The organism is Rhizobium sp. J15 (assembly GCF_002531825.1).
Classification (GTDB): domain Bacteria; phylum Pseudomonadota; class Alphaproteobacteria; order Rhizobiales; family Rhizobiaceae; genus Rhizobium.
Map to the genome: position 1 here is coordinate 39,962 of NZ_NWSX01000030.1, position 13,315 is coordinate 53,276.

10 protein-coding genes and 1 pseudogene are annotated in these 13,315 nt (G+C 56.3%); 3 read left to right on the top strand and 8 right to left on the bottom strand.

From position 1 onward, the window contains the following. Positions 1-4 precede the first annotated feature (4 nt). The 3 genes from CO670_RS22500 to CO670_RS22510 are packed head-to-tail and all read right to left on the bottom strand — an operon-like array spanning position 5 to position 1,512. Positions 5-304, bottom strand: coding sequence for a TrbC/VirB2 family protein (locus tag CO670_RS22500; RefSeq protein ID WP_097592267.1), 300 nt, complete (start codon positions 302-304; stop codon positions 5-7). Continuing rightward, on the bottom strand, positions 301-972 hold the full coding sequence (locus CO670_RS22505) for a transglycosylase SLT domain-containing protein (protein ID WP_097592268.1): 672 nt from the start codon (positions 970-972) through the stop codon (positions 301-303). Before CO670_RS22505 ends, CO670_RS22500 begins: the two co-directional genes overlap by 4 nt. Before the next feature lie 3 nt (positions 973-975). Further along, a complete protein-coding gene (locus CO670_RS22510) occupies positions 976-1,512 on the bottom strand; it encodes a hypothetical protein (RefSeq protein ID WP_097592269.1) in 537 nt (178 codons plus the stop codon). A gap of 98 nt (positions 1,513-1,610) precedes the next feature. Here CO670_RS22510 and CO670_RS22515 point away from each other — a divergent pair, with 98 nt between their 5' ends. Together CO670_RS22515 and CO670_RS22520 are read left to right on the top strand one after the other, a co-directional pair. Continuing rightward, positions 1,611-1,982: a MarR family transcriptional regulator gene (locus tag CO670_RS22515; protein ID WP_097592270.1), complete on the top strand. Its 372-nt coding sequence runs from the start codon at positions 1,611-1,613 to the stop codon at positions 1,980-1,982. A gap of 770 nt (positions 1,983-2,752) precedes the next feature. Further along, entirely contained in the window at positions 2,753-2,935 is a 183-nt protein-coding gene (locus tag CO670_RS22520) for a hypothetical protein (RefSeq protein WP_016737443.1), read from the top strand. Positions 2,936-3,045: 110 nt separating this feature from the next. Here CO670_RS22520 and CO670_RS22525 read toward each other — a convergent pair whose 3' ends face one another. Next, positions 3,046-3,966: a zincin-like metallopeptidase domain-containing protein gene (locus CO670_RS22525; protein ID WP_004673402.1), complete on the bottom strand. Its 921-nt coding sequence runs from the start codon at positions 3,964-3,966 to the stop codon at positions 3,046-3,048. A gap of 294 nt (positions 3,967-4,260) precedes the next feature. Here CO670_RS22525 and groEL point away from each other — a divergent pair. After that, positions 4,261-4,486, top strand: a pseudogene (groEL, locus tag CO670_RS33440) (chaperonin GroEL); the annotation flags it as partial. 744 nt (positions 4,487-5,230) lie between these two features. On the opposite strand, the gene CO670_RS22535 reads toward groEL, so the two are convergent. The 4 genes from CO670_RS22535 to CO670_RS22550 form a co-directional block, all read right to left on the bottom strand. Continuing rightward, the gene (locus CO670_RS22535; protein ID WP_004671498.1) at positions 5,231-8,029 is read right to left on the bottom strand and encodes a bifunctional diguanylate cyclase/phosphodiesterase; all 2,799 of its coding nucleotides are present in this window, start codon (positions 8,027-8,029) and stop codon (positions 5,231-5,233) included. 175 nt (positions 8,030-8,204) lie between these two features. Then, on the bottom strand, positions 8,205-10,466 hold the full coding sequence (locus CO670_RS22540) for a methyl-accepting chemotaxis protein (protein WP_008534399.1): 2,262 nt from the start codon (positions 10,464-10,466) through the stop codon (positions 8,205-8,207). 292 nt (positions 10,467-10,758) lie between these two features. Then, complete coding sequence (locus CO670_RS22545; protein WP_008534397.1) at positions 10,759-11,724, bottom strand: AraC family transcriptional regulator; 966 nt, start codon at positions 11,722-11,724, stop codon at positions 10,759-10,761. Positions 11,725-12,020: 296 nt separating this feature from the next. After that, the gene (locus CO670_RS22550; RefSeq protein WP_004671504.1) at positions 12,021-13,286 is read right to left on the bottom strand and encodes an NAD(P)/FAD-dependent oxidoreductase; all 1,266 of its coding nucleotides are present in this window, start codon (positions 13,284-13,286) and stop codon (positions 12,021-12,023) included. Between the last annotated feature and the right edge of the window lie 29 nt (positions 13,287-13,315).

A 13,315-nucleotide genomic window follows, 5' to 3' on the forward strand; every position in this document is an offset into this window, starting at 1 on the left:
GCGCTCAGCTCCCGACGATGGTGTTGACCAGTTCGGTGGCGCCGAAAATGCCACCGATCCCGATGATCCAGAAGCCGGCGCGCCTCAAATCCATGTATCCGAACATCCAGGCGATGCAGATGATGATGACGGCGATCACCGCCAGCAGACGGGCGATATTGCCGGTCAGCATGTCGACGATGTTTTGCAGCACGGTTTCGATACCGGCGGCCTGGGCGAAGGCCGGCTCGCTCAGGCAGACGATGATGGCAGCCGCCATGAGCGTGGATGCGACAAAGGGGCGAAGACGGGCTTTGGAAATCATTCACTTTGCTCCGATCGATCATTCTGGAAAACGAGAACCGAGGATTGCCGGCGGGAGTTGAACACGTCCCAGGATGCGGCCTCGGCGGTTTGGGCGATTTGGGAGGGCTGTTCCGGAAGTGCTGGCGCCGCCTCTTCCTGCGGCTGCCCGCCAGACCCGGCGTGGTCATCGGCTTCGCCAATGGTGAGCGAGGCAAGCCTCGTCGATAGCCGATTCATTTCCTGGCGCACCTGCTCGTCGTATTTGACCATGGCGCCGACAGATGGATTATCGCGGCCGTAGTAGGACTGGAGCATCACCCTCTCAGCATGAGCTGGATCGTCCCCCGCGCCCAAAGCGACGCGATAATATCCGTCGAGAAGCGTGGCTGTCGCCTTGAGGTTCAGGCAGGGATCGAAGGCGTCCGCGACGGATAGTTTCAGTTTCTGAAGCTGCTCGATGCCGATACCGCCAAGGCCGATCTGAATATCCTGGTGGTCGGCAATCAGAGACGTCGCGACCTCGATCGCTTCCGCCTTCGATAAGGGTTGAGCGACCAGCGGCGGGCCGCTGTTGATGCGAATGACGAAAGGCTGAAACCGGCTCTCGAGGCTGACGATGCCTGCCAGCGTCTCGACCTGCACCATCGGCGCGCAAGTTTGCGCGATATCGACGAAAGAACCGGCCATCGATCAATACCAGACCCTCTGCGTGCCCGCGCCATCAATGGTGACATCGACATAGTGCGGCTGAGATCGCACGTTCGGGTGCGTTATCGGATAGCCCATGCATTGGCGGCGCCCATCCACGCGCTGCCAATGTGGAGACGGAACCGAATTATTCTGGGTGTAGTCGTTGTCGCCATTTGAGCAGAGGCTGTTGCTCACCGGCTGCGGCGACGTCGACACGCAGGTCGTTTTCTGCCCGCGCGGACCATAGTTGCTCGTCAGACGATATCCGGCATCGCAGTAATAGGGCTCATAGCCCGGCCGCGAGCTCTGAAAACCGACGCCGCTGCAGGTCGGGAACGAATGGCCCTCGGCAAGTTCCCGCCACAGCTTTTGGATCGGTGGCCGGCATTCGCCATATTGCGTCGGTCCGCCGGGATTGGAAAGGCATAGGATAACTTGGCATCCCCATTCTTCGGCCCGCGCTTTACTGCCGAAAATAAGATAGGGTGGCGCAACGAAGCAGACCGCAAGCAGTGAATTCAGGAGAAGGCTTTTCATGAACAGGATCCTTCGAGACGACGGCGCCCTATTGCGTTTCGGGAGACCCAAGCTGCCTGCCCGCATTCATACTATCGTATATAACATAGTTAAATGACATGACAAGCGCGATTAAAACGCAATGGCACAACCTTGCCTTCTCAGGACTCATTCTCCATGAAATCCTCGACCATCCGCTGGAGGACGAAACCCCGCAGGCAAGGCTGAAGCAGATCGGCATGATGACGATCCTCTACACAATGACCCAGGCCCACCAGAAGCTAACCCTCTCGAATATCATTGAGATTACCGAGCTGACGCGAAGCGGCGTGAAGGAAACGGTCGATCTTCTAGTAAAGCGGGGAATGCTCGCGGAGACGATGGGGAAGAACTCCATGGGCCGGGGAACGGCGCGGCAATTCGAGATCTCGCGAGACCTCCTGAGCAAGCTGAGCTCTTTCCGCGCCAGCCAGGACGCGGGATTAAACTGACTTATTTTCGACTTTCAGTGAGGCGAGATAGCGAATCATCCGCCAGCTCGATCGCATGGCTGCCGGTAGTCATCAGGGACGATCAGGCAACCCGTCCGCAGGCGGGTTGCAATCAAACAATGAAGAGTATCGGAGAAATCAGCATAGCGGCGCCGTGAGGCGGATTTCGGGAATTCTCGCCACGCTAAGGGCGGAACAAGGGCAGCCGCAGGAGCCTCAGCATAGCGGCCGTCAAGGGAGGCGGGACCGACTGCCCCCGCCCGTGCGTTCCCTATCTCCGTCGCCGCTCAGCATATGGAGCGCGTTGCGCACCGGCGAACTCGGCTGGAACATGACCTACCGGTGAGGGCGCCGATGGTTGGCTCTCCAGTGTCTATCCGGCATTACGCGCCAAGCGAAAACAGATTTCATGAACGGGTCCAACGCGTTTGGACGGAGAGATCGCTAATCCCAGGCAGGATCTGACGAAACAGGAAAGACGTTGTTTGCAGCTTTTATCCGACGGCGATAGTGACGGTGCTATCCATAGGAGACTGAAACTTATCCATTCAAACCGTCCGCCTCCATCTTTCCAATGCGCGCCAGCGGCTGCAGGCACCCGCTCGTGTTGAGGCCGCGGCCAAAGCTGTCAGCGCAAATTTATCAAAGCAATATTTTTTGCTAGTTCCAAATAGATCATCCGACGACCCGCTGTCATCAACGCTTCTCTCGATGCTACGCACGACGACTCGTTCGCGCGGGACATCGTTCTCGTTCGCCCTCGGCGGACGATGGCTTCCGCCATCGCGATGCTAAGGGAGGATCTGCCGGAGGAGGTTGCAAGCCTGCACAGTCGCGTGATTTTCAGCATCGACGGTCGAGGGGATGCGCTGGTTCTCACCACGGGCCGCATGACGACGCCGTCGGAATACTTCGCGCGTCACTTCAATATGCCGGTGAACACGCCCCACTAGCTGCGCGAGGTCAATGCCTGACGATTTTAGACGCCGGTTCGCGGGATAGGAGCTTGCGGCCGTCGGGTCGCGGCAGTGGGCGGCGTCCGGGTGGCTAAGAAGGAGACGGCTCACGCCGCCTCCTCCTCGTTGAGGTCCGGCTGCAAGTCATGCAGATAGTCGACCGCGCGCTGGGCATGAGCTGCCGCTGAAAAGATGGCACGCTTGTCGCTGCCGAGAACCTTGAGCCAGTCATCGAGATAGCTTGCATGGTCGGGGCGTGGTTCGAGCTCGGGGACGATACCAAGATCGGCGCAGAGAAAGCAGCTGCCGAGTTCGGCAATGAGCTCTTCGCGGGCGCGTTCGCTCCTGTCTTTCGCATAGCGGCTGAGATCCCGATCGAGCCTTCGCGGTGCAGCGGTCCAGTGCGTCATCTCGTGACTGAGAACGGCGACATAGGATGCATCGTCCCGGAAGGCGTCGAAGCACGGCATCTGGATGTAGTCACGGGCAGCAGCATAATAGGCCGCCGATCCTCCATGGCGGATCAGGGCGCCGGTATTGGCAAAGAAGCGGCCGGCAGCACCGATGCGGCTCATCCAATCCTGGTCAGGCGCGATGGAATGGGCAAGGCCATCAAGGCCGGTGATCTGGTCGGTGTTGAACACGGTGTAGGTTTTGAGGAAGGGGATGTCGCGTTCGATTTCGGCGCCTGTCTCCGTCGTCTCGGCGCGGATGAAAGAGCTGGCGAAGACGACGGTCGTGCCGGTTTCGCCCCTGCGGACGGCGCCGCCGAGCTCGATTGCCTGGCGAAACGTCATCCACCTTGGTGATGCAAAGCCGCGGGCGATGGCTTCAGACCAGAGGAGCAGAGCATTGATGCCGGTGTAGGGTTGGCCATTGTGGCGCAGTGGCCGGCTGACCTCGGCTGTCCAGCCTCCCGTCGTCCATGGCTTGGTCCATGGACGGACGCCCTGTTTGAGATCGGCGATGATCTTGGTGGTGATGCGGCTGTAGATATCGGATCGTTGATTGGATTGCTGCCTGTTCATCTCTGAACCTCCGTTCGAGGTCGCGGCCATCGCGACCTGCTACGGCGGTCCAAAAGCCAGGCTGCAAGTGCGGCCAGCACCCGCAGGGCCGCAACGAAGTGAAGGACGGCAAAGCCGTTGCGGGCAGCGCGAGCCTGGCAGGACCAAAAGCCGGGGCAGGACGGGATGCAGCAACACCACGGCGAGACAGGTTTGAAACCCAGGCAGAAATGAAAAATCCAGTCTATTACGCAAGGCGGGAGCGTCCGGGATGAATCGATGGACCCGAAGCGTGGCATCGACCTTGCGCGGCCGTTCCTCGTCGACGCAATGGAGAAGGTTAGCAACGAGAGTGCCATTTCGTCGAGGAAGCCAAGACCGCCGAGACCAAACTCGTAGTCTTCGCGCGCATGCATTCGACCCGTACCTCAGCCCCTACTTCGTCGCCAACCAGGACAAGATGCGGGTAGAGTTCGAGGATCCGTATATCCTCATCCACGAAAAGAAGCTATCGAACCTGCAGTCCTTGCTGCCGGTAAGTTGAGGTCTGATGGAGCATTCCAATCGGCCGACCGCCTTCAGCAAATAGGCAGAACCATTACGAAATCACGGCGCAATCGCTGGCGTTTTTTTCCGCCACCCGTTCAAATGGCCGAAAGTTTCGAGTTGATCGAATTGAAGCTCCCGTGTTCGGGAAGTGGTGGGATCCGGGAACGTTTGGCAAGATTCAACGAACCACTGGCCGCCACGCCCAGAGAGGGTCATAGGGAATACGATGACAAGCGCGGACGCTCAGTCGTTCAGTCAGGTTGCGAGCACGTATCAGCTTGGGATCGGTATGACTCACATAGCGCCTCCAACTGATTTACGGCACTAGCCAAATCGTGAAGTTCCGATTTCAGCGATTGGATGATGTCGAAATGTCCGGAGCCATTCGAATTCGCAGTTGAACTTTTCAAATCCGCAGAACTTCTATTCGGATGGGGAAATGGGATGAGCTTTTGCACGGTTATGCTTTTGACGATATTGACGCAGAATAGTAGATTGTACTGGGCAAGTCTTTGCAATGGCAATCGAAAGCGAAAACACGTCAACGTATGTTTCGTCGCGCAATTCGGTACAGGGCCTGCATATTTCGGAACATCAAAGCACCTGAAGTTTTAAGTAGTTCCTATTGGTCCGCGTTTTATCCAATCGCCCAGAGTAGTTTGGGCTTCCGTTGGATGAGTGCGGTATAAACAGCGCCGCAGGTGGCGTGGATCCTGCGCGCTGTTAGCCGTAGGCTTCACGCGGTTCGGGTCCCAACAGATGCGGGAGGCAAGCGCATGAGTGCCACCCCTTCCTCTGCGGGCATCGGCGTAAGATGGGAATCACCGCGAGAGAACTCGAGCACTGCGTTTGCAGCGAGAAGTTCGGACTTCGGGATGGGCTTGCTATAGTAGAACCCCTGTGCCACAGCGCAGCCGCTTTCAGCCAAGAATTTTTCTTGATCGACCGTCTCCACGCCCTCAGCGACTACATTTTGCCCTAGGCAGCGCGCAATTGAGAGAATTGCCTTGACCAGTTCTCTACTTCGCTTGTCGGATCGATTGATGAATGACCGGTCAATTTTGAGGGTATCAATGGGAAAGTTAGCCAAATAGCTCAGAGATGAGTAGCCGGTGCCGAAATCATCGATCGCTATGGAAATTCCGCTCGCATGCAATTGAGAGAGTGTCGTCGAAACGCCCTCGCAGTTATGGAGCAGGAGACTCTCAGTTATTTCAACCTCGATCCACTCCGCACGACAACCGGTTTCCTGCAATACGTCCGCCACCGTTTGCGACAAACGCGGGCATTGAAACTGCTTAGGAGACAAATTTATCGCAATCTTGTGCGGGGGCAGTCCATCTGCATTCATGACGGCAGCCGTGCAACACGCCTCATGCAGCACCCATCGTCCAAGATCGATGATCAATCCCGTTTCCTCGGCGACACCTATGAATTCTCCCGGAGGGATCATTCCCATCTTCGGATGATGCCATCGTAGCAGTGCTTCTGAACCGATCACCTTTCCGTTGTCCAATAGGACCTTTGGCTGATAATGGAGTTCAAGTTGCTCATGTTTCAAAGCTAGGCGTAGGTCTGATTCTAGCGCTAGGCGCTTTTCAGCCCCAATCGTGAGATCCTTTGAGTAGAAGCGGAAGTTGCTACGCCCCGAGCGCTTCGCCAAATACATCGCAGAATCCGCATATTTCACCAAATCGTCGGGAGCGTCGCCGTCATTTGGAAATACCGATATCCCGATGCTGCAGGATACAAAGATCTCCCTGTCGGAAAGCATGAAGCGTTCGCCGAATGCGGCAAGCATTCTGCTGGCAATTTGAGCCAAATCGTCATTGTCCTGAACATTGGGCAGCAAGACTGCAAATTCATCTCCACCGAGTCTCGCCACGGTGTCGCTGGCACGGACGCCTTTTTTCATGCGTGTCGCCACCTGCCGCAGCAACTCGTCACCGACGGGATGTCCCATAGTGTCATTGATCGCTTTGAAATGGTCCATGTCGATCAGCATCACCCCGGCTCGCTGGCCCGCCGAAGCCGCGTCCCCGATCATCTCGCGTAGCCGTTCATTGAAAAGTGTCCGGTTAGGCAGGCCGGTCAGAGAATCGTAGAATGCCATCTGATGGATTTTCTTACGGGACGTGTCCAGTTCGGTGATATCGCGGGCGACGCCGAGGATCCCCATCAGCTTTCCCCCCGTGAATACCGGAACCTTACGAGTCTCCAAAAGCGTTGATCGACCGTCCTCGTGAGCGGTAAACCGTTCCTCATTGATGAGAATACGGCCGGCTTGCATGGCCTCCTCATCCTTGTCACGAAAAAACTGGGCGAGTTCGGGAGTAAACAGGTCATAATCCGTTTTCCCGACGATTTCCGCTTCTGCCTTGCCGACCAATTCTTCGAAGGCATGATTGCACAACAGATATTTGCCTGTTACGTCTTTCAGCCATACCATATCCGGAATGGTCTGCAGGACACTTAGGAGGCGAGCCCGAGCTTCAATAGTCGTGCCCTCGGCGTGCTTTCGTTCGGTAATATCGCGAGATAACACCAGAAAAGTGACGGTTGAGTGATTGCTGCTTGGTCGCCTTGCGACCGACAGTTCAAACCAACGGGATTCGCCGTTTGGTAGGGCTATACGGACACAACGACCGTAGGAGGCGCCGGTTTCATCGGCTTCTTCAAGAGCCAGCATAGCGATGTCGGCCTGATCTGGAGGGAGCACATCGCGGACAAGCTTGCCGAGCAGCACTTCTTTTCGCTGCGCCAGGATCTCCTGATTCCTTGCCCAGACCTGCAGGTAGCGACCGTCGGCATTTACCTCGAACAGAACGTCAGGAATGGCGGCAATAATTCCCTCTGCGAATTCAAGAGCCTCTTTGAGATCATGCTCCGCACGTTTTCGCTCTGTGATGTCCAACATCGCGCCAACCAAGCCGATCCTGTTACCAGCGATATCAGTGATTGCGGTCTTGCTGAGTAAAAGATCAACGACACCACCATTCTCGGTGGTGGCCTTTGCTTCATATTGCTGAACACCGCCATTTGCAAAAAGCGCCTCGTCCAACGCGGCATACGTCTCGGCTATGGGTGCGGGCACCAAATCGAAAACGGTTTTTCCGATAATATCTCCCTTTGAGCGGCCGGAGAAGCTTTCGAAGGCCCTGTTGCAACCAAGGTGTATCCCATCTCTGTTTTTGAAGAAGACGGGTAACGGGATCGCGTCGAGTACGACGGCACTGGACATCTCTTCGGCGTTGAATGGCAAGTCGATGTTTGTCGCAGGATGCCGGGGATTCGCCCGGAAAGCCTTCTCAAACGGTTGCTTCAGACTTGCGACATCTGCGTCGTGACCGTGCGATGGCCGGACAACGGAGGCTTCCGAAAATGGCGGGGCCGTGCCCGTGGCAAGCGGAGGGCTGGCATTGACCGCGTTGCGGAAGGCTCCACGCCCCTGGTCGATTTGAGCATCAGTCGGCATCTGCACTTCCACAGGCTGTTCGGGGCGGGATGTGCGTTCCGATTGACGTACGTGTTTCATGTGCCTGTCCTGCTTTGTCACGTGGCTGAGCAATCATGCGTCAAGCCAGCATTTTGTTAGGACCGCACAAGTCATTTGGCGGAGTACCATGCCGCTACCCCACCGGGATATCGCTCTCATTCAGAATCATCAAAGACGTGTATTTGCATGTGGTCGGCGACGCCGCCCATATCATTTAGAACGCTTGCCAATCATCATTCGAAGGCGCGAGCACCAGGTTACCACGGCGCATCGGATAGTCTCCGCGGTCAACCATTGTCTGACCGGGCGGGAAGCTCTTCCCAAGTTCGCCCGTGACCTTCTGTGGCTTCCCGCTCTCGTCTTTGAAGTGGAAATGTTTCAACAGTGCGGCTAGGCTTTGGCTCTCTTGAGCGAGGTGCGATCCTGCAGTATTCATCTCCGCGACCATGCTCGCATTTTCTTGAGTGGCATGGTCCATATGGTTAACCGCGCCGTTGATCTCGCGCAGGCCCGACGATTGTTCCTGGGAGGCCGTTGCGATTGCGTCCATATGAAGATTTACATCCTGCACAAGCTCTTCAATCGTTCTCAGGCCCGATCCGGTTTCACTCACGAGCCTTACGCCTTCGTCGACGGCAAGAGCTGAATTGCCGATGAGATCCTTGATTTCTTTTGCCGCTGTCGCTGAGCGCTGTGCAAGCTCCCTGACCTCCTGGGCAACAACCGCAAAGCCTTTTCCCGCGTCGCCAGCACGCGCTGCTTCGACGCCGGCGTTCAGCGCCAGGAGGTTCGTTTGGAAGGCGATCGCGTCGATGACGCTGATGATCTGGGAAATCTGCTTGGAGGAGTTTTCAATGCGATTCATGGCGCCGATAGCATCGCGTACAACCCGACCGGACATTTCCGCATGATCTCGCATCTGTTGGACGGCTCCGCGCGCCTCAGCCGTCCTCTTCGTGGTCGATGCAACGTTGACGGTTATCTCCTCCAACGCCGCTGCAGTTTCCTCGAGCGAAGCCGCCTGCTGCTCCGTGCGTCTTGAAAGATTTTCAGATGCGGCCGAGACGCCCGAGCTGCCATTCGTGACCGTTTCGACTGAATGGCCGACGGTAACAAGCACGTCCCGGAGCTGACGAATGGAAGCGTTGAAATCCCTGCGCAAACTTTCAAACTGTGGCGCTAACGGCTCCTCAATTTCATAAATCAAGTCTCCATCCGCCATCCGCTTCAACCCGGTTGCCAATGCCGTCGTCGCTCGGATGAGGCGCTCTTCTGCTTCTTTTTCCGCCCTTACCTGAATATCCAGCTTCTCTTGGTCAGAACGAATGCGCTCAGCTTCCGCGGATGTCTCCAGGTTACTTTTCTGTATGGCCGCGCCGCGGAAAAACTCAAGGCAACGCGCCATGTCCCCGATCTCGTCGCGTCGGATCGTCAAGGGCACCGGCGCCGACGTATCGCCTTCTGCGAGTGCCTTCATTCGGCTTGTCAGAGTCCGAATGGAGCTTGAAATTCTCCGAACGACCGAAATGCACAAAATGAGTACCGTAGACATGATCAGAAGCGTGGCGCCGGAGTAGCCGATAAAGGCATTGCGAAGATCGGCGTAACGCTGAAATGCCATCTCGTCCAACTCGTCGCCGGTGCGCATAATGAGTGCGGTCAACAAAGCAGCCCGCTGTTGGGTGATTTCATTCCATCGATCCAACGTCTCGGGGGGGAAGGAAACGCCCGGCTGGTTTGCATACATCTGATCGCGAACGCCCGCGATGAACTTGCCTGCGGCGCTGGCCTCGAAGTCGTCATAAGATTTGACGAGATCGGCGGGGAGAAATTCCTGCATCGCAGGCACATAAAGCTGCTTTAGATTTTTTGACTGTAAGAGGGACGAAAATAGATCGACGGACATGGCTGAATTTTTGACGTAGGCTCGGCCGGGCCTGATCTCCAGCAAACTAGCTTCCGTGATCTGCATGAGCGCGTGAAAACCGGTAATTTGGCGTGCTAAATCCAAATCATTGACAGTCGCCCCAGTGCGACGGACGAGCTCCAAGCCCGCAAGGGCAGCTGGGCGCAAAGCAACAGCTCCCTCCGCCTCGCTAGCCGTTCCGTCATCGACGCGCCGGCGGAAGCTATCGATATTGTCCCGCCTTTCACGAATGATCTGTACCGCCCGTTCTATGGCCGGATCGTCGAATGCCTTTTTCCAAGAGTCGTAAGCGGAAAAGACCGCTGTAAAAGCCCTGTCCGATGCAGCTTGCTTTGCCCGACGCACGTCGGCGCCGGCAAACGCTTCCGCCGCTATAGCTTGGGCGAGGAATCCGCCTTCCCGCCCAAGTCGCTGCGTTGTTTGTGCGCTGCGGAAGGTAGAGTATTCTCGGTAATATCCCAGTGATGTTGATACTCCGATGATTACGAACGCCGTCAACGGGATAATTGCCAAAATCATTAAAAGTAGAGATAGCGGCAGTCTCGACATATGTTCCTCATAGACGACTATAAATTACACCGGCTTCCATTAGCGACGCGGTCCAGAACATTGCGACATTGACCGCTATGTGTGAGATGACCTCGGCATAATTACTATAAGATTAACTCCTGTAGTGGTCTTGAACTGCGTTGCGCAGATCGGAACATCGTCGCGTTCAGGGGATCATCTGCAAGACAGATCTTGGGCCGAGGCAGTCGGCTTTTCTGGAGAGTGCTGTTGCTGCAAGCCTTGAGGACGGTCGAGCGTGCCGGCTGATCGTAGCTCGGTCGGCGCAATCTGCTTATGATATACGCAATGTTTCCGAGGGAAGTACCCCATAGCGCTTGCGATAGTCCGCAGAAAATCTGCCTCTATGCACGAAGCCCCATTTCAGAGCGACCTGCGTGACCGAGAGGCCAGGTTCGCCTGTCATCAGTTCCTGATGCACTAATTCCAACCGTAGGTGCTGCAGGAATGCCAGAGGGGTCGTATTCCGAAAGTTGCGAAAACCGCTTTGAAGAGTGCGTCGGCTTACGCCACAAGCCGTTGCGATTTCCTCAAGAGATAGCGGCCGAGTAATATTGGCACGCATATAGTCGACCGCCCGCTTAACGGCCTTGGGTAAGGGTGATTCAGCAACGCGGCATAACTCAGATGAGTAGCGATGCTGCGCAGCTTCGATCAAAAGCTCCATCGTCGTTTCAGTGAGGTGATGAAGTGCTATCGGTGATTGAAGGAGGGTTCCGTCTCGTAATCCAGCATACAGCACTGGTACCAGTTGAACCAAAAGGGAGCCGAACCCGACCGATAGGTCGATTTCTGGCGAAAAATCGAGGCTGCCTCTTATTGGCGTATTGAGCCGACATCCCAAACGGCGCGTCAGCTCATCATGGGCGATCCTAAGCCCCAAATGTTTCCTGGGCCCAATGAATTGGGTCGTACTCGCCGACATACTGTTCACGAAAACGCCCCGCGTTCCCTCTGACGGGATTTGTCTGCCGTCAACGGTAACGACCGATCGCCCATGTAGTGGAAGCATGATGATGTTTGCCTCCGCCGGTCCCCGGTGCTGGACGGTTAGGTCGCCCTCGTAGTGCGCGGCAATAACTGCAATCGGACCATTGGTAATCGCATGTACATCGTAGGCGATCGTCTTATCGCCATGTACATGCGCTTCAGATTGCGGGGAAAGCCTCGAAAGCGCTGCCGCGAGTTCCTCGCTGCAGGTACCTTTGAGCGAGAAATGGTCAATCTTAGAGGGGGACACTCTCAACTCTCCACATCATCACTTCCTTCCCGAAACGGTATTCAAGCATGAGGCCCGCCTATCGCTAACGACAGGCGGACAGGGCAATAGACTTGTCGCGGCCAGTCCTCGCCGTGAATTCGACGCAGTCGAAGTCGCCTAAGTTGATAGTGCGAAGATCAATCATTGTTATATATGGAACTCCGACAGAATTGTTACCTGCTGCCAACCATCGCTTTGCAACCGATTCCCAAATGTCTGGCCTTTGATGGTCTCCATTCACGGCCCAGCAGACTCGGGCGTGCTCGCGCTAGCGACTAAACCTCATCCTTTAAGGTTTCTTTTTGCGTGATCAAACGTGCGGAGTGATGGCCGGAAACAAAGATCCATAGCCAGCTTAGTCCCACTGCCAATCTGCTCCTCGTACCTATCAGGAAGTAGATATGGGCAAGCCCCCAAATCCACCATGCAATTCCGCCCTTGAGCCGGATCTTCCCAAAGTCGATAACAGCCGAATTCGGCCCGATGGTAGCCAGGTTTCCCAGATGCCTATATCTGAACGCACTTGGAGTGGGTGTACCCAGACGTCGTGCTTCAATTACCGAAGCGACATATTTGCCTTGCTGTTTGGCGGCGGGAGCCACTCCGGGGACGGGTGTTCCATCAGCGGCCTTCACGGAGGCAGTATCTCCAATAATAAAAATCTCGGGCTTACCGCCAACAGTCAGATCTGGCTGCACGACCGCCCTACCCGCCCTGTCCTTTTCAGCACCGACCCAGGCGGCGGCGTTCGACGCTTGCACCCCCGCAGCCCAGATGACGGTCCGGCTTGAAACGAACTCATCTCCGATCGCGATGCCGTTCTCGTTGCATGCCGTCACGGGAATGCCTGTTCTCACTTCGACGCCCATCTTGATTAGCGACTGCTCGGCATATCTCGAAAGTGCTTCCGGGAACACGGGTAGGACACGTGGACCTGCCTCGATGAGAAGGATGCGCGCCGATCTGGTGTCGATGCTACGGAACTCCTCAACAAGGGTTCGTTGGGCCAGTTGCGCTATAATCCCAGCCATCTCCACGCCTGTCGGGCCTGCTCCGATTATGCTGAACGTGAGCATTGCCTTCCGCCGTTCGGGATCAGCCTCCAATTCGGCCTTCTCAAACGCGAGAAGAAGCCGCCGCCGGATGGTCGTCGCGTCTTCGAGTGCCTTTAGCCCGGGCGCAAACGGCTCCCACTCGTCCCGGCCAAAATAGGCGTGCCTTGCACCTGTCGCGAGAACGAGCGTGTCATAGGGAATAGCATTCCCATCCTTGAGCGATACTACGCGTGCCTCGGTATCAACGCCAACAACCTCGCCCAGCAGCGTCGATACATCCTTTCGTCCTCTGAACAATGCTCTGATGGGCCAGGCTATCTCCGAGGTTGCCAATACAGTCGTGGCAACTTGGTAGAGGAGCGGTTGAAAGAGGTGATGGTTGCGCCTGTCGACGATCGTTATGGAAGTGTCGGGACACTTGAGGTCCTTCGCTAACTGGAGTCCGGCAAAGCCACCGCCGACTACGACAACTCGATGCGTATCCATTTCGTCTCCCCAAACCTGCGCGCTCGGGG